The sequence below is a fragment of the Streptomyces sp. NPDC111628 genome (assembly GCF_055635195.1).
The window spans coordinates 99,338-119,237 of record NZ_JBVKBZ010000007.1; the positions used below are offsets into that span (position 1 = coordinate 99,338).

Annotated in this window: 19 protein-coding genes; 8 read left to right on the top strand and 11 right to left on the bottom strand. The window is 72.5% G+C overall.

Annotated elements, in window-relative coordinates; all coding sequences use genetic code 11:
* From ACZ7MF_RS33050 to ACZ7MF_RS33090, 9 genes are all read right to left on the bottom strand, one after another.
* Positions 1 to 1,566 (bottom strand): glycoside hydrolase family 43 protein, encoded by a 1,566-nt coding sequence (locus ACZ7MF_RS33050; RefSeq protein ID WP_471481934.1) that lies wholly within the window; start codon positions 1,564 to 1,566, stop codon positions 1 to 3.
* Positions 1,563 to 2,408, bottom strand: coding sequence for a DUF6807 domain-containing protein (locus ACZ7MF_RS33055; protein WP_471481935.1), 846 nt, complete (start codon positions 2,406 to 2,408; stop codon positions 1,563 to 1,565). Before ACZ7MF_RS33055 ends, ACZ7MF_RS33050 begins: the two co-directional genes overlap by 4 nt.
* Positions 2,405 to 3,562: a Gfo/Idh/MocA family protein gene (locus ACZ7MF_RS33060; protein ID WP_471481936.1), complete on the bottom strand. Its 1,158-nt coding sequence runs from the start codon at positions 3,560 to 3,562 to the stop codon at positions 2,405 to 2,407. The genes ACZ7MF_RS33055 and ACZ7MF_RS33060 overlap by 4 nt, the downstream gene beginning before the upstream one ends.
* The gene (locus ACZ7MF_RS33065; RefSeq protein ID WP_471481937.1) at positions 3,559 to 4,455 is read right to left on the bottom strand and encodes a carbohydrate ABC transporter permease; all 897 of its coding nucleotides are present in this window, start codon (positions 4,453 to 4,455) and stop codon (positions 3,559 to 3,561) included. The genes ACZ7MF_RS33060 and ACZ7MF_RS33065 overlap by 4 nt, the downstream gene beginning before the upstream one ends.
* Positions 4,452 to 5,387: a carbohydrate ABC transporter permease gene (locus ACZ7MF_RS33070; protein WP_471481938.1), complete on the bottom strand. Its 936-nt coding sequence runs from the start codon at positions 5,385 to 5,387 to the stop codon at positions 4,452 to 4,454. The genes ACZ7MF_RS33065 and ACZ7MF_RS33070 overlap by 4 nt, the downstream gene beginning before the upstream one ends.
* 99 nt (positions 5,388 to 5,486) lie before the next feature.
* A complete protein-coding gene (araD, locus tag ACZ7MF_RS33075) occupies positions 5,487 to 7,217 on the bottom strand; it encodes an L-arabinonate dehydratase (RefSeq protein WP_471481939.1) in 1,731 nt (576 codons plus the stop codon).
* Positions 7,214 to 8,122, bottom strand: coding sequence for a dihydrodipicolinate synthase family protein (locus ACZ7MF_RS33080; protein WP_471481940.1), 909 nt, complete (start codon positions 8,120 to 8,122; stop codon positions 7,214 to 7,216). Before ACZ7MF_RS33080 ends, araD begins: the two co-directional genes overlap by 4 nt.
* The gene (locus ACZ7MF_RS33085; protein WP_356861631.1) at positions 8,119 to 8,787 is read right to left on the bottom strand and encodes a GntR family transcriptional regulator; all 669 of its coding nucleotides are present in this window, start codon (positions 8,785 to 8,787) and stop codon (positions 8,119 to 8,121) included. Before ACZ7MF_RS33085 ends, ACZ7MF_RS33080 begins: the two co-directional genes overlap by 4 nt.
* Before the next feature lie 168 nt (positions 8,788 to 8,955).
* Positions 8,956 to 9,555 carry a TIGR03086 family metal-binding protein gene (locus ACZ7MF_RS33090; RefSeq protein WP_471481941.1) on the bottom strand — a complete coding sequence of 200 codons (600 nt, stop codon included), beginning with the start codon at positions 9,553 to 9,555 and terminating at the stop codon, positions 8,956 to 8,958.
* Between the two features lie 141 nt (positions 9,556 to 9,696).
* On the opposite strand from ACZ7MF_RS33090, the gene ACZ7MF_RS33095 reads away from it, so the two are divergent.
* Entirely contained in the window at positions 9,697 to 10,950 is a 1,254-nt protein-coding gene (locus tag ACZ7MF_RS33095) for an MFS transporter (RefSeq protein WP_471481942.1), read from the top strand.
* Positions 10,951 to 11,016: 66 nt separating this feature from the next.
* Here the strand turns inward: ACZ7MF_RS33095 and ACZ7MF_RS33100 are convergent, their stop codons facing one another.
* A complete protein-coding gene (locus ACZ7MF_RS33100) occupies positions 11,017 to 12,186 on the bottom strand; it encodes a hypothetical protein (RefSeq protein WP_471481943.1) in 1,170 nt (389 codons plus the stop codon).
* Positions 12,183 to 13,133 carry a 5-dehydro-4-deoxyglucarate dehydratase gene (locus ACZ7MF_RS33105; protein WP_471481944.1) on the bottom strand — a complete coding sequence of 317 codons (951 nt, stop codon included), beginning with the start codon at positions 13,131 to 13,133 and terminating at the stop codon, positions 12,183 to 12,185. The genes ACZ7MF_RS33100 and ACZ7MF_RS33105 overlap by 4 nt, the downstream gene beginning before the upstream one ends.
* Before the next feature lie 235 nt (positions 13,134 to 13,368).
* Here ACZ7MF_RS33105 and ACZ7MF_RS33110 point away from each other — a divergent pair, with 235 nt between their 5' ends.
* The 7 genes from ACZ7MF_RS33110 to ACZ7MF_RS33140 all read left to right on the top strand — a co-directional run bounded on the left by ACZ7MF_RS33110 (position 13,369) and on the right by ACZ7MF_RS33140 (position 19,876).
* Positions 13,369 to 14,178, top strand: coding sequence for an NAD-dependent epimerase/dehydratase family protein (locus ACZ7MF_RS33110; protein ID WP_471481945.1), 810 nt, complete (start codon positions 13,369 to 13,371; stop codon positions 14,176 to 14,178).
* A gap of 283 nt (positions 14,179 to 14,461) precedes the next feature.
* Entirely contained in the window at positions 14,462 to 15,238 is a 777-nt protein-coding gene (locus tag ACZ7MF_RS33115; protein WP_471481946.1) for a DeoR/GlpR family DNA-binding transcription regulator, read from the top strand.
* A gap of 91 nt (positions 15,239 to 15,329) precedes the next feature.
* Positions 15,330 to 16,700, top strand: a complete 1,371-nt coding sequence (locus ACZ7MF_RS33120) for an ABC transporter substrate-binding protein (RefSeq protein WP_471481947.1) — start codon at positions 15,330 to 15,332, stop codon at positions 16,698 to 16,700.
* Positions 16,697 to 17,641, top strand: a complete 945-nt coding sequence (locus ACZ7MF_RS33125) for a carbohydrate ABC transporter permease (RefSeq protein ID WP_356861647.1) — start codon at positions 16,697 to 16,699, stop codon at positions 17,639 to 17,641. The genes ACZ7MF_RS33120 and ACZ7MF_RS33125 overlap by 4 nt, the downstream gene beginning before the upstream one ends.
* Positions 17,638 to 18,513 carry a carbohydrate ABC transporter permease gene (locus ACZ7MF_RS33130; protein ID WP_356861649.1) on the top strand — a complete coding sequence of 292 codons (876 nt, stop codon included), beginning with the start codon at positions 17,638 to 17,640 and terminating at the stop codon, positions 18,511 to 18,513. Before ACZ7MF_RS33125 ends, ACZ7MF_RS33130 begins: the two co-directional genes overlap by 4 nt.
* Positions 18,510 to 19,499, top strand: a complete 990-nt coding sequence (locus ACZ7MF_RS33135) for a zinc-dependent alcohol dehydrogenase family protein (RefSeq protein WP_007448217.1) — start codon at positions 18,510 to 18,512, stop codon at positions 19,497 to 19,499. The genes ACZ7MF_RS33130 and ACZ7MF_RS33135 overlap by 4 nt, the downstream gene beginning before the upstream one ends.
* 155 nt (positions 19,500 to 19,654) lie before the next feature.
* A complete protein-coding gene (locus ACZ7MF_RS33140) occupies positions 19,655 to 19,876 on the top strand; it encodes a hypothetical protein (RefSeq protein WP_471481948.1) in 222 nt (73 codons plus the stop codon).
* Positions 19,877 to 19,900 lie beyond the last annotated feature (24 nt).

Here is a 19,900-nt window from a genome sequence, read left to right on the forward strand (position 1 = left end):
TCAGTGGGGCCCGACGCGGAACCGCGTGAAGGTGGCGGCGCCGGCGGGTCCCTGGCCGGCGGGGGCGAGGGCGAACAGTCCGAGCAGTGCGCCGACCCAGCGCCAGGGGGTGGCGGCGAACTCCCGGCCGACGGGGACGGGGTTCGGGCCGTCGCCCGGGTCTCCGTCGCCGAGGTCGTAGGAGAAGCGGCAGCGCGCCCCGGGGACCGTCTCGATCCGCAGCCTGGCCCGTCCCCCGGGTGCGGGGCGGGGCCGGTCGGCGTCCCGCTCGGCCTCGGCCACGGACTCGGCGAAGCGGTGCACCAGCTGCACCGTCCCGTCGGTGTCCCGCTGGAGCCCGATCCAGCGGTAGGCGTCGCCGAGCACCGCGAGCCCGGCCCGCGCGCCGGGTTCCCCGCTGTCCAGGCGCAGGTCGACCTCGATCACCGAGGGCTCGCCGGGGAAGCGCTGGGTCAGGACGCTCGGCAGCAGGCGCAGGTCGTGCGCGTCGGCCGAGCGGACGCAGGCGAGGCGCAGTCCGTCCCCGGCGTGCTGGGTGGCCCGGCCGGCCCGGGGGTTGGCCGTCCACGACCACTGGCGGCCGAACCGTCCGCCGGGGAAGTCGTCGTCGGTGGCGGGCGCGGCGGGCGGCTGCGGGGGCAGGGCGGGACGCCGGTGCTCGGTGACCGGGGCGCCGTCGTCGCCCAGGACCGGCCAGCCGTCCGTCCCCCACCGCATCGGCTGGAGGTGGACCACCCTCCCGTACGCGCCGCGCTGCTGGAAGTGCAGGAACCAGTCCTCGCCGGACGCCGTGCGCACCCAGCCGCCCTGGTGGGGGCCGTTGACGTCGGTGTCCTTCTGTTCCAGGACGACCTTCTCCTCGTACGGTCCGAAGAACTCGCGGGAGCGGAAGGCGCCCTGCCAGCCGGTCTCCACCGATCCGGCGGGGGCGAGGATCCAGTACCAGCCGTCGTGCCGGTAGAGCTTGGGGCCCTCCAGGGTGAACCAGCCGGGGAGCCGGTCGGCGTCGACGATCACCTTGCCGTCGTCGAGGATTCCGGTGCCGTCGGGGTGCATGCGGTGGCCGGTGAGGCGGTTCTTGATCCCGGAGCGGGAGCGGGCCCAGGCGTGCACGAGGTATGCCTCGCCGCTCTCCTCGTCCCACAGGGGGCAGGGGTCGATCAGGCCCTTGCCCGCCTTGACCAGGTGGGGCGCGGTCCACGGGCCCCGGATGTCGGGGGCGTTGACCTGGAAGATGCCCTGGTCCGGGTCGCCCCAGAAGATCCAGAAGCGGCCCGCGTGGTGGCGCAGGGCCGGCGCCCAGACGCCGCAGTCGTGGCGGGGCCGCGCGAACTCCCGCTCGGGCTCCAGGCGCTCCAGGGCGTGCCCGACCAGGGTCCAGTCGACCAGGTTCCGGGAGTGCAGGAGCGGCAGGCCGGGGGCGCGGCCGAAGCTGGAGGCGATCAGGTAGAAGTCGTCGCCGACGCGGACGACGTCCGGGTCGGACCAGTCGGCGTTCAGGACGGGGTTGGTGTACGTCCCCTCGGTCCCGGTGGCGGTCTCGGCGGCGGTCTCGGCGGCGGTCACGGGCTCACCGCCTTGCGGACGAGGGCGGCGGCACCGTCGGCATCGAGGCGGCCGTCGGCGACGACGGTGACGATCCGCCGGACCAGGGTGTCGCCCGGGGCGACGGTCACCCGGTCGTCGTGGGCCAGCGAGGAGCCGACGCCCGGGTACTCCTCGGTGCGCACGAACCACGGGTCGCGCCGGGTGCGTTCGGTGACGCCGGCGAACACCAGCGACCAGGTCTGTCCGGTCAGGGCGAGCCAGTCGGCGCTGCGGCCGTGCACCTCCCGTTCGCCCTCCCGGTCGGCGGTGAAGACGCCGGGCGCCGTGCTCTCCTTGCGGGCGCGCCAGAAGAAGCCGCCGTACGCGGCGCCGGGGCGGCCGTTGGTGGCGGGGCTGCCGAGGGTGAGCGGGTCCGGGGTGACGTTGGTGAGGGAGAAGGTGAAGTCCAGCGCCCAGGCGGTGCCCGTGAGTTCGGTGGCGGCGACCGTGCGGCGCTCGCGCAGCAGTTCGGTGCCGGCGGCGAGCCAGCGCAGCTCCTCGACGAAGCCGTCGGGGTCGCGGAGCTGGAAGGCGGTGTGCCGCTGGGTGCCGTGGTTGTCCAGCTCGGTCGGCCCCCGGCCCCGGACGTAGGTGCGCCCGCCCCAGAAGTTGTGCCCCTCGACGTCGGGAACGGCGACACCGACGCCGAGGTGATGGAGGTGGTCGGCAGGGCTGAACTCGGTGACGGCCGTGCCGGCCAGGGTGGCGACGGGGTGCAGGTAGGGGCGCGGGGAGAGCCGGTGAGGCAGTTCGGGCCGGGTCACGTAGCGGGCGACGGGGCGGCCCGCCACACGCAGCACCGGGGAGTCGTTGCCGGTCATCGGGTGCTCACCTCGTATCGCGGGTGCTCGGTGCGCGGCGCCCAGGGCGCGCCCAGTTCGGAGTAGAGGGAGAGGGTGTCGGCGGCGGCGGCCACGAGGCCGTCGATGCCGGGGACCACGCGGCGCCGCTCGCCGGGAACGCGGCGCCAGGCGGCGGCGGGCAGCGGCTCCGGGTCGGGCGCCCGGCGGATCGCCTCGACCACCCGCATGAAGGCGCCCGTCTCGTCCGGCGGTACCAGCAGCGGGGCACCGGTGATGAGGTGGTCGACCAGGTTCTCCAGCAGGTCGGTGCGGTCGTGGTGGAACTCCTCGGGGCCGTGGCCGCCGCGCTGGAGCAGGACCCGGTCCTGCTTGTACCAGAAGGTGACGCGGCCGCTGGACCCGTGCACCAGGACGTACGGCTCGTCGGCCCGCTCCGCGCACAGGGTGGCGGCGACGGTGACGCGGTGCCCGCGCGCGGTGCCGATCCGCACGCAGGAGGTGTCGTCGGCCTCGATGTCGTTGGCGTGGCTCAGCTCGGTCTCGATGCCGGTGACGTCCTCGGCGCGGGCGGTGCCGCCGAGCGCGAGGGCGGTGGCGACGGCGTGCGCCAGCGGGTTGGTCAGCGCACCGTCGACGACGTCGGCGCCGTTCAGCCGCCGCTTGCCCGACCAGGGCGCCCGGCGGAAGTAGGCCTCGTCGCGCACCCAGGCGCCGGCCCCGCCGATGCCCACGACCTCGCCGATCGCACCCCGGGCGATCAGCTCGCGGATGGCCGGCACGGCGTGCGAGCCCAGTGACTGGAACCCCACCTGGCAGGCGACGCCGGCCTCGGCGGCCCCGTCGGCCATGCGCCGGAACTCGGCGTACGACGGTGCCGGGGGCTTCTCGAGGAGCAGGTGCACGCCCCGCCGGGCGGCGGTCAGCGCGAGGTCGGTGTGGGTGGGGATCGGCGTGCAGATCACCGCGATCCGGGCGCCGGTGGAGTCGAGCAGGGCGCCGAAGTCGGCGGACTGCTCGGGGAGTTCGCCCCCGGCCTCCTGCTCGGTCAGCGGGGTCAGCTCGCAGATGCCGGCCAGCCGGACCAGTCCCGCCCGCTCCAGGCGGCGGATGTTGGCGACGTGCCAGCGGCCGTGGCCGCGGGCGCCGGCGAGGACGACGGGAACCCGGCTCATCCCTTCACCGCCCCCGCGCTGAAGCCGGTGATCAGCCACTTCTGGATGAAGGCGAAGACGATCACGACGGGGACGGCGGCGACGATGCCGCCGGCGGCGAGCGCGCCGAGGTCGACGCTGTCCGCGCTCATCAGGGAGTTGAGGCCGACCGGGATGGTCTGCTTGCTCTGGTTGTTGAGGAACATCAGGGCGAACAGGAAGTGGTTCCAGGAGTGCACGAAGGCGAAGGAGCCCACCGCGATCAGTCCCGGCCGCAGCAGGGGCAGTACGACGATCCGGAAGGCCCGGAACCGGCCGCAGCCGTCGACCCAGGCGGCCTCCTCCAGGGAGTACGGCACGTTCTTGATGAAGTTGCTGATCAGGATGATCGACAGCGGCAGCTGGAAGACCGTCTCGGCGATGATGACGCTGCCGAGCGAGTTGATCATCTGGAGTCCGGCGAAGATCTCGAACAGCGGCACGAGCAGCAGCGCGCCGGGCACGAACTGGGAGCAGAGCAGGGCGAGCATGAAGCCGCGCTTGATCTTGAAGTCGAACCGGGCGAGGGCGTAGCCGCCGGCCAGGGCGACCAGCGTGGTCATCACCAGGGTGGCGAGCCCGACGTACACGCTGTTGGTGAAGTAGGTGCCGAAGCCGCGGTCGGTCCACACCTTCTCGAAGTGCTCGGTGGTCATCGGCCAGGGCACGAGCGAGGTCGACCCGGTCGGGCGCAGCGCGAAGAGCAGGATCCAGTAGAACGGGATCAGGGTGAAGACCAGGTAGATCCCGAGCGGCAGGTAGATCTGCCAGCGGGGCACCTCGTCCCAGGCCGGGCGCTTCTTGCCGGGCCGCGACGCTGCGGGGGCGACCGGGGCGGGGGCGGGGGCGGCCGCGGGGGCCTCTTTGGTGATCACTTGTTCTCGCCTCCGAACTTGCTCAGCCGCAGGTAGACGATCGAGCAGAAGAGCAGGATCACGAACGCGACCGTGGTGAGGGCCGACGCGTAGCCGAAGTCGTGGGCGTCGACGCTGGTGTTGGCGATGTACAGGGGCAACGTCGTGGTCTCGCCCGCGGGTCCGCCGCCGGTCAGGGTGTAGAGCAGGTCGACGTTGTTGAACTCCCACACCGCGCGCAGCAGGGTGGACAGGATGATGGCGTCCTTCAGGTGCGGCAGCGTGATGTGCCAGAACTGCTTGAGCCGGCTCGCCCCGTCGACCTCGGCGGCCTCGTACAGGTCCTTCGAGACGGACTGGAGGTCGGCGAGGATGAGGATCGCGAAGAAGGGCACGCCGCGCCAGAGGTCGGCGACCACCGCCGCGGAGAAGACCGTCGAGGTGTCGGAGAGCCAACTGGTGCCGTACGAGCCGATGCCCATGTCCGCGAGGTAGCGGGTGACGCCGGTCTGGGAGTTGTAGAGCAGCACCCAGATCGCGGAGGTCAGGACGCCGGAGACGGCCCACGGGGAGAAGACCATGGCCCGCCCGATGCCCCGGCCCACGAAGGTCAGGTTGACGATGAGCGCCAGCGCCAGTCCGAAGAGCAGCTGCAGTCCGACCTCGACGAAGACCCACTTGGCACTGAAGACAAGGGTGTCCCAGAACACCGGGTCCTCGGTGAAGATCTTGACGAAGTTGTCGAAGCCCGCGAAGCCGTTCCGCCACGGCTTGGTGGGGTTGTACTCCTGCAGGCTGTAGTAGAAGACGCTGATGACCGGGTAGGCGATGAAGCCCAGCATCAGCAGGGCGGCCGGTCCGATCAGCAGGTAAGGGAGCCTGCGCGGCGTGGCCGAGGCACGGCGCCGCCGGGGTGGCGCGGGCGGTTTCGCCACGGCTGCGGCTTGGGCCATGACAGTTCTCCGTTCTGGTGCGGCGTGCGGGGGTCGTACAGGAAGCAGGAAGCGCTTTCTCGCTGGGCAGGGGTGTGCGGGGTCCCGCCGTCGGCGGGCTCAGCCGGCGTAGGGGTCCTGCACCCTGCCGGGGCGGGCCAGGAACTCGAAGTCGCAGCCGGTGTCGGCCTGGGTGATCTGTTCGTTGTAGAGCGCGCCGTAACCGCGCTCGTAGCGGGCGGGCGGCGGTGTCCAGGCGGTCCTGCGGCGCTCCAGCTCCTCGTCGTCCACGTTCAGCCGGAGGGAGCGCGCCTCGACGTCGAGGGTGATGGAGTCGCCGGTGCGCACCAGGGCGAGCGGTCCGCCGACGTACGACTCGGGGGCCACGTGCAGTACGCACGCGCCGTAACTGGTGCCGCTCATCCGGGCGTCGGAGATCCGGACCATGTCCCGCACGCCCTGCTTGAGCAGGTGGTCGGGGATGGGCAGCATGCCGTACTCGGGCATGCCGGGGCCTCCCTTGGGCCCGGCGTTGCGGAGCACCAGCACGCTGTCGGCGGTGATGCCCAGCTCCGGGTCGTTGATGGTGCGCTGCATGGTCCGGTAGTCGTCGAAGACGACGGCGGGACCGGTGTGCTTGAGCAGGTGCGGCTCGGCGGCGATGTGCTTGATGACGGCGCCGTCCGGGCACAGGTTCCCGCGCAGTACGGCGACCCCGCCCTCGCTCGCGACCGGGTTGTCGCGGGTCCTGATGACGTCGTCGTGGTGGACGAGGGCGCCGTCCAGCTGCTCGCGCAGGGTGTCGTGCGCGACCGTGGGCCGGTCCAGGTGGAGCAGGTCGGTGATGCGGGAGAGGAAGCCGGGCAGTCCGCCGGCGAAGTGGAAGTCCTCCATCAGGTACGTCTGTCCGCCGGGGCGGACGTTGGCCAGCACCGGGACGGTGCGGGCGATGCGGTCGAAGTCGTCGAGGGTGAGGGTGACGCCCGCGCGGCCCGCCATGGCTATCAGGTGGATCACGGCGTTGGTGGAGCCGCCGAGGCCGAGCACGGTGGTGACGGCGTCCTCGAAGGCGTCGGCGGTGAGGATGTCGCTCAGCTTGCGGTCCCGGTGGACCAGTTCGACGATGCGCAGTCCGGCCGCGGCGGCCATCCGGTCGTGCCCGGAGTCGACGGCCGGGATGCTGGAGGCACCCGGGACGGTGACGCCGAGGGCCTCGGCGGCGGCGGTCAGGGTGGAGGCGGTGCCCATCGTCATGCAGTGGCCGGGCGAGCGGGCCAGGCCGCTTTCCAGTTCCTGCATCTCGCAGTCGCCAATGAGGCCGGCCCGCTTGTCGTCCCAGTACTTCCACATGTCGGTGCCGGAACCGAGGGTCTCGCCGCGCCAGTGCCCGGGGAGCATGGGCCCGGCGGGGACGAACACCGCGGGCAGGTCCACCGTGGCGGCGCCCATCAGCAGGGCGGGCGTGGACTTGTCGCAGCCGCCCATCAGCACGGCGCCGTCGACCGGGTAGGAGCGCAGCAGCTCCTCGGTCTCCATGGCGAGGAGGTTGCGGTAGAGCATCGGGGTCGGCTTCTGGAAGGTCTCGCTGAGCGTCGAGACCGGGAACTCCAGCGGGAAGCCGCCCGCCTGCCACACTCCCCGCTTGACCGCCTGGGCGCGGTCGCGCAGGTGGACGTGGCAGGGGTTGATGTCGGACCAGGTGTTGAGGATCGCGATGACGGGCTTGCCGAGGTGCTCCTCGGGCAGGTAGCCGAGCTGGCGGGTGCGGGCGCGGTGGCTGAAGGAGCGCAGGCCGTCCGTGCCGTACCACTGGTGGCTGCGCAGCTCCTCCGGGGACTTCCTGGCGGTCATATGGACCACCCCGCGGCGATGGCGGCGACCTCGGCGCGTTCGCTCTCGGGCAGCGGCTTGCTGGGCGGGCGGACCTCCCGGCGGCACAGGCCCAGCGAGGCGAGGGCCTCCTTGACCACGGTGACGTTGTTGGCGGAGCCGTTGGCGGCGCGCAGTTCCTCGAAGCGGCGGATCTGCTCCCAGACCTTCATGGCGCCCGGGTAGTCGCCCGATCGAAGCGCTTCGATCATGTTCAGCGAGACGGCCGGGGCGACGTTCACAAGGCCCGAGGTGAAGCCGGTGGCGCCCGCGCTGAAGTAGGAGGGGGCGTACGGCTCGGCGAGCCCGGCCACCCAGACGAAACGGTCGAGCCCGGCGTCGCGGGCGAATGCGGCGAACTTCGAGGCGTCCGGCACGGCGTACTTCACACCGATCACGTTCGGGCAGGCGTCGGCCAGGTCGGCGAGGCGGGCGCCGGTGAGCTGGGCGTTGCGGATGTAGGGCACGACGCCCAGTTCGGGCACGGCCTCGGCGATGGCGCGGTGGTAGTCGACCCAGCCGCCCTGGGAGACGTAGGGGTGGACGGGCTGGTGCACCATCACCATGGAGGCGCCCAGGTCGCGGGCGTGCCGGGCGGAGGAGACCGCGGTCGGCACGTCGTGGCCGACGCCGACCAGGATGTCCGCGCGCTCGCCGGTCTCCTCGATCGTCAGCTCGGTGACGAGGCGGCGCTCGGCCGGGGAGAGGGCGTAGAACTCGCCGGTGTTGCCGTTGGGGGTGAGGGTCGTGATGCCACCGTCGAGGAGACGACGCAGCAGGGCCCGGTAGGTGGCGGGGTCGACGGTGCCGTCCTCGGCGAACGGGGTCACCGGGATCGCCACCACGTCGGCCAGGGCCGCCCGCTGGGTCTCGAACGTCGCTGTCATGCCTGACCGTCCTCTTCCTGGGCCGCGTTCCCCGCTTCGGGGAAGGCCCGCTCGACGAAGGACGCGATGTGCGCGTGCAGGGCGCGGGCCGCGCCGTCCGCGTCACCGGCGAGGGCGAGGCGCAGGATCTCCTGGTGCTCGCCGGCCTCCCGCTCCCAGGAGGGGTCGGCGGCCCAGGCGACCGCGGAGACGAGGGCCGCCTGGTCGCGGACCTCGTCGAGCATCCGGCCGAGCAGCGGATTGCCGCACGGCACGTACAGGGCACGGTGGAACTCGCGGTTGGCCAGCGACCGTTCGGCCGTGTCCGTGGCCCGGCCGGCCCGGGTCAGGGCCTCGCGGGCGGCGTCCAGGGAGGCCTCCCTGCGCACGGCGCGCCTCAGCGCCTCGGGCTCCAGGAGGAGCCGTACGTCGTAGACCTCGCGCGCCATGTCCGCGTCCACCATGCGCACGGTGACGCCCTTGTACTGGCTCATCACGACCAGTCCGGTACCGGCCAGCGTCTTGAGCGCCTCGCGCACCGGTGTCTTGGACACCCCGAACTGTGCGGCGAGGTCGGTCTCGACCAGAGCCTGGCCGGGCGTCAGCCGGCCGGTGAGGATGCGGCGTTTGATCTCCTCCAGCACGTACTGCGTGCGGGAGGGGATCGGCGTGGGCACAGAGGTCATGCGCGCCTCTCGGAATCTCGCGTCGGATGCGCGGACAGATCTCGGACATCAGATCTCGCGTATCGCGTCTCATATATGACGTACGGAGTACGACGCGTTGAAGGTAAGAGGGGCGCGCGGCCACGTCAATGCTTCTGACAAAGGAAGTTGTGCCGGATGCCGCCTGCGTCAGACGGTGCGGGTCCAGCCCGGGTCACGCCCGCTCAGCCCCAGCGCACGCTCCAGCAGCGGCGCGTCCGCGGGGACGGCGACCACGGGCCCGAACATGCCCTGGTCCCGCTCGGGCTCCTCCGCGGCGGCGGCGAGCAGGCCGTGTGCCGCCCGCAGCGCGGCCGCGTCGGGGGCGTACTCCTGGCCGGTCGCGCGGGCCAGGTCCCAGCCGTGGATCACCAGTTCGTCGGCGACGACGGCGCCCGCGACCTCGCCGGGCAGGTCGATGCCACCGGCCCGGGTCATGCCGGTCCACGCCGCGGGGTCGCGCCACGCCGCGGCGAGTTCGCCGAGCGCGGCGGCGAGCTCCTCGCGCCAGCCGGGCCCGACGTCCGGCACGGACGCCTCGGGGCTGGTGTCCGTGGTGGGCCCGAGGTCCTTGCGCGCGGCGTCGCGGAAGGCGACGGCGAGACCGGTCAGGTGGCCGAGCAGGTTGCGCACCGCCAGGTCGGGGCAGGGCGTCGGGTCCGCGAGCCGGTCCTCGCGCACGCCGTCGGCGAGGCGGGTGAGGATCCGCGTCTGCGGTCCCAGGTCGAGGGTGGTGGTCTCGGCGGTCATGTGCTGCTCCTCGGGATGTGCGTGGCCGGTTCTCTCGGAAGGTGGACCGGTCGCACCCGCGAAACTCATCGGCCGCCGGGGCCGGTACTGGGGCAGCTGCCCGATGCCCGCACCCGGGCCTTAGGCCCAGGCTGACCGGGTATGACGACGGCAAGAACGAAGCATTCCGCGGGCCGGCACGGCCACCGGCCCCTCGTCCGCGTCCTGCGCGACCGCGACGCGGCCCTGTATCTCTGCGGGGTGGTGGTGTCCGGCTTCGGCACCTCGGCGCTGTGGCTGGCGGCCGGTGTGTGGGTGAAGGACCTCACCGGCTCGGACGGGCTCGCGGCCCTGTGCATGCTCGCGATGTGGGCGCCGACGCTCGTGGGTCCGGCGCTGGGCACCCTGGCGGACCGCGTCCGCCGCAGGCCGCTGCTGATCGCCACCAGCCTGCTGATGTCCTGCCTGCTGCTCACGCTCTTCGCCGTGGACTCGCGGGACACGCTGTGGCTGCTCTTCGCGGTGCTGCTCGTGTACGGCGCGGCGGGCGTCGTCCACGACGCGGCGGAGTCGGCGCTCGTCGCCGCCGCCGTCGACCCGGGCCTGCTCGGCGACTTCAACGGGCTGCGCATGACCGCCAACGAGGGCATGAAGCTGGTGGCGCCGCTGGCCGGGGCGGGCCTGTACGCGGCGTACGGCGGACCGGGCGTGGCACTGCTGGACGCGGCCACGTTCGTGCTGGCCACCGGCGTCTACGCCGCCCTGCGGGTCCGCGAGGCGCCGGCGCGGCGCCCCGCGTCGGACTGGCGGCGGCGCACCGCCGAGGGCGCCCGGTACCTGTGGGGGCACCCCGGGCTGCGCCCGCTCGTCCTGGCGGGCGGCGTCACGATGCTGTGCGCGGGCGTGAACGGCGCCACGGCCTACGCCGTCGTCGACGCCCTCGGCCACTCCCCCACGTACGCCGGCGCACTGTACGCCGTCCAGGGCGCCGGGCCCGTGGTGGTGGGGCTGCTCGCCGGACCGGCCCTGCGGCGGCTGGGCGGGCGACGGTTCGCCGCCGTGGGGATCGCCCTGTTCGCCGTGGCCGTGGCGGTGCGTGCAGCACCGTACGACGCGGTCGTCCTCGCCACCAGTGCGGCCATCGGCGCGGGGCTGCCCGCGGTGCTGATCGCCGCCCTGACCGCCGTCCAGCACGAGACGCCGGGGCCGCTGCTGGGCCGGGTCACGGCGACGGCCAACTCCCTGGTCTTCGCGCCCAACGTGCTCGGGCTCGCCGCGGGCGCGGCCCTGGTGGAGCCGACCGGCCCGCGGCTGCTGCTGCCGGCCGTGGGCGCGGTCCTGCTGGCGACGGCGGCGGCACTGGTCCGGCATCCATGGGCCGAAGCCCCCTCGGACAGGCGCACCGAACGCCCCTGAAAGGGGCCGTGGGGAGCCGCGCGACCGGCGCCCGCACCGACCCGCACCGGATCAGGGAGCCGTCGCTCACTCCGCCCGCAACCCCGCCCGCACCGCCTCCAGATCCCCGCCCGAAGCCAACCCCGCGTGGTACAGCCGCAGTTCCGTCGCCCCGAGGTCCCGGGCGCGGGCGGCGTCCGCGGCGAGGGTGCGGGGGCTGCCGCCCATGCCCGAGACCACCGTGAGGTTGGCGGCGAGGACGCTCCCGTCACCGGCCTGTTCGGCGAACGGCGTCAGCAGGCCCGCGCCGCCCGTGCAGGGGACGATCACGCCGTCCGCGACGGAGAGGATGTGCGCGGGGTCGACACCGGCGTTGGCGCCGCAGTGGTACGACACCGGATCGGCGTGCAGCAGGACCTGGAAGCCGTCGGGTGCGGCGGCGCGGACCGCCGAGACCGCCGCCTCCTGGAGCGTGCGCGCCCGGTCGTCCCGCCACGCGCGGGTGGCGTTCGCGGGCGCCGCACCGAGGAGCTTCTCGACGCCCGCCCAGCCCCCGTCCGAGGGCGCCGCGCCCCGCCACACCGGTTCCAGCGCGGTGCGCACGGCGGCGGCGAGCGCGTCGGCGTCGAGGCCCTGACCGCCGTACCCCGCCCGGCAGTCGGGGCAGAAGCACAGCGACATCAGGTACTGACCGGCGTCCCCGAGCCCCACCCCGCCGGTCTTGTCGTGGGCGTGCAGGTGGGCGAGCCCGTACCAGCCCAGCGACTCCAGTTCCGTGCCGCGCGCCCCGGGCCGCACCGCCGCCTCGGCGGCCAGGTCGGTGAGGTACGCGCGCGTGGCGGGCTGCGCGATGCAGGGCGCCCAGGGGTAGCGGTCGCCGTAGGCGTTGACGACGGAGGTGTGCGGGTGCTCGGCGCCGAGGCGGGAGTTGTGGGCGAGGACTACCCAGGTGTGCACCTGGAGGCCCGCCTCCGCGAGGGCGGCGGCGGCCTCGCCGTACGCGTCGCCGGGTGCCCAGTCGCCGGACTCGTAGGGGCGGAGTGTGCGGCCCTGCCAGCGGGCGGTGTCCGGCGGGTAGAGGACGGCGGCGTGCTCGGCGGTGACGACGCGGTGGCGCGGATGGCGCGGGGTGAGGGCGCGGGTGGAGTGGTAGGCGGCGGCGAGCGTCACCTGCGCCACGCCGAGGTCCGCGAGGCGCGCGGGGGCTTCCGGGTCGCCGTTGACGTCCCAGGGGTAGACGAACGCCGAGGCCCTCACCGGCCGGCCCCTTCCCCGAGCAGTTCCTGACCCCGCTCGATGATCCGGGCGAGCTGCTTCACATGGTCCTCGGCCGGCTCCTGCAAGGGCGTGCGCACCTCCCCCACGTCCAGGCCGCGCAGCCGTACGCCCGCCTTGACCAGGGCGACGGCGTACCCGCGGCCCCGGGCGCGCAGTTCGACGAACGGCCGGTAGAAGCCGTCCAGCAGGCGGTGCGCCGTGGTGTCGTCGCCCTCGCGCAGCGCCCGGTGGAAGGCGACGGCGATCTCGGGGGCGAAGCAGAACACGGCGGAGGAGTACAGGGGGACGCCCAGCGCGCGGTAGGCGAGCTGGGTCTGTTCGGCGGTCGGGAGTCCGTTGAAGTACAGGAACTCCTCGTCGGGCAGCTCCGTGCGCACCGCGCTGACGATCCGCTGCATCAGGTCGAGGTCGCCGAGCCCGTCCTTGAGGCCGACGATGCCGTCCGTGCGGGCGAGTTCGACGACGCTCTCAGGAGTGAACACGGCGTTGTCGCGCTGGTAGACGATCACGGGCAGCGGGGTCGCGGCGGCCACCTCCCGGTAGTGCCGCACCAGTCCCTCCTGCCCGGCGAGCACCAGGTAGGGCGGCATGGCGAGCAGCCCGTCGGCCCCGGCCTCCTCGGCGAGGCGGGCGTAGCGCACGGCGAGGGCGGTGCCGTAGCCCGCGCCCGCGAGGACGGGCACCCGGCCCGCGCTCTCCTCGACGGCCGCGCGGACGCAGACCGCGAACTCCTCGGGCGTGAGGGCGTGGAACTCGCCGGTTCCGCAGCAGGCGAACACGGCGGCGGCACCGGCCTCGATGCCGCGGCGCACATGGGTGCGGTAGACGTCGAGGTCGAGTCCGCCGTCGGGTCCGTACGCCGTGACGGGGAAGAACAGCGGGCCGCTGGGCGCGGTGAGCCGGGCGACGAGAGAGGCTGAGGTCACGGGCGCTCCCCATTCCAGGTGCAGGGTCGATTCACGGGCGTCATCATATTCATGACCTGCGTCCACATTTCTGAACGCGACCACGCTAAGCCGCCCCGCGAACACCGTCAAGCAGGCGCCCTCTTGACGCCTGACCACCTGCTCCTTAGCGTGTCCACACATCTGAACGTGAGGCACACACCGGCACGCATGCGCACGCCTGCCGCTTTCCCAGACCGACCTAGGAGTCCCGAGGATGCCCGCTCCCCGCACCGTCCTGCTCACCGGCGCCGCCGGCGGCCTCGGCACCCTGATGCGGGAACTGCTCCCCGGCCACGGCTACCAGCTGCGCCTGCTCGACCTGCTCCCGGTCGAGGGCGAGCCGGACGCGATCGTGGCCGACCTCGCCGACCGGGACGCCCTGCGCGAGGCGGTCCGCGGCGTCGACGCGATCATCCACCTCGCGGGCATCTCCCTGGAAGCCTCTTTCGAGAAGATCCTCGCGGCGAACATCGAGGGCACGTACAACCTGTACGAGGCCGCCCGCGAGGAGGGCGTCGGCCGCATCGTCTTCGCCTCCTCCAACCACGCCGTCGGCTACACCCCCCGGCCGCAGGGCGACGACCCCCTCATCCCCATCGACACGCCACGCCGCCCGGACACCTTCTACGGCCTGTCCAAGTGCTTCGGCGAGGACCTCGCCCAGCTCTACTGGGACAAGCACGGCATCGAGACCGTCTCCGTCCGCATCGGCTCCTGCTTCCCCGAGCCGACCAGCGTGCGCATGCTCTCGGTGTGGATGAGCCCCGCGGACGGCGCCCGCCTCTTCCACGCGGCACTCACCGCCGAGAACGTGGGGCACACCGTCGTCCACGGCTCCTCCGCCAACACCCGCCTGTGGTGGGACCTGACCTCCGCGCGGGCGCTCGGTTACGAGCCGCAGGACGACTCCGAGCCGTACGCCGACAAGCTCCTCTCCGAGCAGGGCGACCTCGACCCCGGCAACCCGGCGCACGCGTGCCTGGGCGGCCCCTTCGTGACCGACCCACCGATCTGGCCGTACTGACCGGAAGACGACCACGCGGGAACCACCGAAGAGGCGGACGGGCACCGAACGGGCCCGTCCGCTTCCGCATGCGGGCATCCGCGCTGCCCGTTCTCACCCCGCCCCGCGCCGAACCCCAGGTCCGAGACGGGCGCCCGGCAGCACAAACGGGCACACCCGGGCAGTATCGGGTCCGCAACAGGCCTGGTCAGTGCCGCACGACCGCTGTAGAACTTCCCCCAAGGGCGACACGGGCCCGAACGGGCAACCACACGGCGACGAGGCGGTGAGGCAGGTGTTCGGCATGGGCACACAGGCAAGGACGACGGAAGAACGCCGGCACGAGATCGTGCGGGTCGCCCGCGCCACCGGCTCGGTCGACGTCACCGCGCTCGCCGCCGAACTGGGCGTCGCCAAGGAGACCGTACGACGGGACCTGCGCGCCCTGGAGGACCACGGCCTGGTCCGCCGCACCCACGGCGGCGCCTACCCGGTGGAGAGCGCCGGGTTCGAGACCACGCTCGCCTTCCGCGCCACCAGCCACGTGCCCGAGAAGCGCCGGATCGCGTCCGCCGCCGTCGAACTGCTCGGCGACGCGGAGACGGTCTTCGTCGACGAGGGCTTCACCCCCCAGCTCATCGCCGAGGCCCTGCCCCGGGACCGGCCGCTGACCGTGGTCACCGCGTCCCTGCCGGTGGCGGGCGCGCTGGCCGAGGCCGGCGACACCTCCGTCCTGCTGCTCGGCGGCCGGGTCCGCTCGGGCACCCTGGCCACCGTCGACCACTGGACCACGAAGATGCTGGCCGGCTTCGTCATCGACCTGGCGTACATCGGCGCCAACGGCATCTCCCGCGAGCACGGCCTCACCACCCCGGACCCCGCGGTCAGCGAGGTCAAGGCACAGGCCGTCCGGGCCGCCCGCCGCACGGTGTTCGCCGGCGCGCACACCAAGTTCGGGGCGGTGAGCTTCTGCCGCTTCGCGGAGATCGGCGCCCTGGAGGCCATCGTCACCAGCACGCTGCTGCCCTCGGCCGAGGCCCACCGCTACTCCCTGCTCGGTCCCCAGATCATCCGCGTCTGAGCACCACCCGGCCCCGTCCCGCGCGGGCACACCCACACCCCTCCACCGCCCTTTACCTCCCTATACCTCCCCATACGTTCAGGAGCGATCCATGCGAACCCAGAGCCGACGGAGGCCGCGAGCCACGCTCGCCATGGCCGCCGCAGGGACGCTGCTCGCCCCGCTGCTCACCGGCTGCTGGGTCGGGGCGGGCGGCGCCGGATCCGGCGGCAACGCCATCAACGTCCTGATGGTCAACAACCCGCAGATGGTCGAGTTGCAGAAGCTCACCGCCGACCACTTCACCAAGGAGACCGGCATCAAGGTGAACTTCACCGTCCTGCCGGAGAACGACGTCCGCGACAAGATCAGCCAGGACTTCGCCAACCAGGCCGGCCAGTACGACGCCGCCACCCTGTCCAACTACGAGATACCGATCTACGCCCGCAACGACTGGCTGCACGAGATGGACTCCTACGTCGCCAAGGACCCGGCCTACGACGAGCAGGACATCCTCGGCCCGATGCGCGAGTCCCTCACCGCCGACGACGGCAAGCTCTACGGCCAGCCCTTCTACGGCGAGTCGTCCTTCCTGATGTACCGCAAGGACCTGTTCGCGAAGGCGGGCCTGACCATGCCCGAGCACCCCACCTGGACCCAGGTGGCCTCCTTCGCCGAGAAACTCGACGGGTCCGAGCCCGGCATGAAGGGCATCTGCCTGCGCGGACTGCCCGGCTGGGGCGAGCTGATGGCACCGCTGACGACGGTCGTGAACACCTTCGGCGGCACCTGGTTCGACCAGGACTGGCAGGCCCGGCTCGACTCCCCCGAGTGGGAGAAGGCGACGAAGTTCTATGTCGACCTGGTCCGCGAGCACGGCGAGTCCGGCGCCGCCCAGTCCGGCTTCGCCGAGTGCCTGAACAACATGACGCAGGGCAAGGTCGCCATGTGGTACGACGCCACCTCCGCGGCCGGTTCCCTGGACGCCGCCGACTCCCCGGTCAAGGGCAAGATCGGCTACGCGCCCGCCCCGGTGGAGAAGACGGACTCCTCCGGCTGGCTCTACACCTGGGCCTGGGGCATCCAGAAGGCCTCCCGCAACGCCGACAAGGCCTGGAAGTTCGTCTCCTGGGCGTCCAGCAAGGAGTACGAGCAGCTGGTCGGCGACGAGATCGGCTGGTCCAACGTCCCGGCCGGCAAGCGCGCCTCGACGTACGAGAACCCGGCCTACGTCAAGGAGGCCGCCGCCTTCCAGGAGATGACCAGGAAGGCCATCGAGGGCGCCAAGCCCAAGGATCCCGGCGTGCAGCCGCGGCCCGCGCCCGGCATCCAGTTCGTCGGCATCCCCGAGTTCACCGACCTCGGTACCAAGGTCTCCCAGGAGATCAGCGCGGCCATCGCCGGACGCCAGTCCGTCGAGGAGGCCCTGAAGAAGTCCCAGCAGCTCGCCGAGCAGATCTCCGAGGAGTACGAGGGACGATGACCGCCACGACCACGGCCCCCTCGGCCGCACCCGAACACCCCCGCCCCGCCGTCCGACCGCCGTCCAACCGGCTGCGCGCCTGGGCCACCCGCGCCCCGCTCCTCCCCGCCCTCATCTTCATGATCGTGGTCACCCAGCTGCCCTTCGTGGCGACCCTGGTGATCTCCTTCTTCGACTGGAACGCCCTCTACCCGGACGCCCGCAGCTTCACCGGCTTCGCCAACTACGGCGACGTCCTCAGCGACCCCGCCCTGCGCAAGTCGGTGTGGACGACGATCCTGCTCACCGTGGCGGTCGTCCTGGCCAGCCTGGTCCTCGGCCTGGCCCTCGCCCTGCTCCTCGACCGGAGGTTCAAGGGCCGCGGCGTGGTCCGCACCCTCCTGATCGCCCCGTTCCTGGTGGTCCCCGTGGCGGCCGCCCTGCTCTGGAAGCACGTCCTCTACAACCCCGAGTACGGCCTGCTCAACGGCCTGTTGCACTACGTCGGCGGACCGCAGCCGGACTGGATCTCCAACACCCCGCTGCTCGCGGTCGAGGCCTCACTGGTGTGGCAGTGGACGCCGTTCATGATGCTCATCCTGCTGGCCGGACTGCAGAGCCGGGACCAGCAGCAGATCGAGGCCGCCCGGGTGGACGGCGCGGGCGACTGGCAGATCTTCGTCCACCTCACCCTCCCCCACCTGCGCCGCTACCTGGAGCTCGGCGCCCTCCTGGGCTCGATCTACATCGTCCAGAACTTCGACGCGGTCTTCACCATCACGTCCGGCGGCCTGGGCACGGCCAACCTGCCCTACACCGTCTACCAGAGCTTCTACCAGGCCCACGAGAACGGCCTCGCCTCGGCCGCGGGCGTCCTGGTCGTCATCGGCTCGATCATCATCGCCACCTTCGCGCTGCGCGTGGTGTCGTCCCTGTTCCGCGAGGAGGTCGGCCGCGCATGAGCGCCACCGCCGTACGCCCCGTCGTCACCGACGCCAAGCCCGCACCCACCCGCCGCAGGGCCGGTGCCGGCCTCGGCCTGGTGGCCTGGCTGGTCGGGATCGTCTTCTTCCTGCCCATCGCCTGGATGGCGCTGACCTCCTTCCACTCGGAGTCGGACGCGGCCACCAACCCGCCGTCCTTCGCGGCGTCGCTGACCCTGGACGGCTACCGCGAGTTCTTCGGCGCGGGCGGCGGTGCCAGCCCCTGGCCCGCGCTGATCAACTCGGCGGTGGCGTCGATCGCCTCGACCCTCTTCGTCCTGGTCCTGGCCCTGCCCGCCGCCTACGCCCTGTCCATCCGCCCGGTGAAGAAGTGGACCGACGTCCTGTTCTTCTTCCTGTCCACCAAGATGCTGCCGGTGGTGGCGGGCCTGCTGCCGATCTACCTCTTCGCCAAGAACACCGACATGCTGGACAACATCTGGCTGCTGGTCATCCTCTACACCTCGATGAACCTGCCGATCGCGGTCTGGATGATGCAGTCCTTCCTGGCCGAGGTCCCGGTAGCGATCATCGAGGCGGCCCGGGTGGACGGCGCCAAGCTGCCCACGATCCTGGTCCGGGTCGTGGCCCCCATCGCCCTCCCGGGCATCGCGGCGACGTCCCTGATCTGCTTCATCTTCAGCTGGAACGAACTGCTCTTCGCCCGGGTCCTGACGGGCGTGGTCGCCGAGACCGCCCCCGTCTTCCTGACCGGCTTCATCACCAGCCAGGGCCTCTTCCTGGCCAAGGTGTGCGCCGCGTCGCTCGTCATCTCCCTGCCGGTGCTCGCCGCGGGGTTCGCCGCCCAGGACAAACTGGTCCAGGGCCTGTCGTTGGGAGCCGTGAAATGAAGGCCGCCGTCATCGAGTCCGTGGGCCGCGCCGTCGTCACCGAGGTCCCGGACCCGACGCCAGGGCCGCGCGAGGTCGTCGTCGAGGTCGCCGCCTGCGGCCTGTGCGGCACCGACCTGCACATCCTCCAGGGCGAGTTCGCGCCGAAGCTCCCGATCGTGCCGGGCCACGAGTTCGCGGGCGCGGTGGTCGGCGTCGGCGCCCAGGTCACGGAGGTGGCGGTCGGCGACCAGGTGGCCGTCGACCCCTCCCTCTACTGCTACGAGTGCCGCTACTGCCGCACCGGCCACAACAACCTCTGCGAACGCTGGGCGGCCATCGGTGTGACGACGGCGGGCGGCGCGGCCCAGTACGCGGTGGCGCCGGTCGCGAACTGCGTGAAGCTCCCCGAGCACGTCCGCACCCAGGACGCGGCCCTGATCGAGCCGCTCTCCTGCGCCGTCCGCGGCTACGACGTCCTCCAGTCCCGCCTCGGCGCCCACGTGCTGATCTACGGCTCCGGCACGATGGGCCTGATGATGCTGGAGCTGGCCAAGCGCACCGGCGCGGCCAGCGTCGACATGGTCGACCTCAACCCGGCCCGCCTGGAAACCGCCCGCGGCCTCGGCGTCTCGGCCTCCGCCGCCACCCCCGACGAGCTGGACCGCCCGCAGGGCTGGGACCTGGTCATCGACGCCACCGGCAACGCGGCGGCGATCCAGGACGGCCTGGACCGGGTCGCCAAGGCCGGCACCTTCCTCCAGTTCGGCGTCGCCGACTACGCGACGCGCGTCCAGATCGACCCGTACCGCATCTACAACCAGGAGATCACCATCACGGGCTCGATGGCGGTCCTCCACAGCTACGAGCGCGCGGCGGAGCTGTTCGCGAACGGCGTCCTGGACCCCGACGTCTTCATCAGCGACCGCATCGAACTGGACCGCTACCCGCAGGCCCTGGAGCAGTTCGCGGCGGGCGTGGGCCGCAAGATCGTGGTCGTGCCGTAGGTGTTGATTCTTTAGCCCGTCCGGCGTTTGAGGACGAGGCCGTTCAGGCCGACAGCGGGGGTCTGGGGGCGGCGGCCCCCAGGGACGGGACGGGAAGGGGCGGCGGGGGCGAAATCCACTGGGCCGCCCCCACCTCCGCCTCCTACCATCCCGCCATGCCCAAACCGAACGGCTTCGCCTACACCGCGACCTCAGCCGGCACCGTCCACATCACCCACCACAACCACCCCGCCGCCACCCTCAACGGCTCCCGAGCCGCCCGCTTCCTCGAAGAGGTCACCGCGGGCGACCCCCAGCTCGTCATGGCCCGCTGGACGGGCAACTACAAGCACGGCAACGAACGCACGGCCCGCAATCACCCCCGCAACCGCCGCTGAAGCGGCGTTCCCCGGCCGCCGACC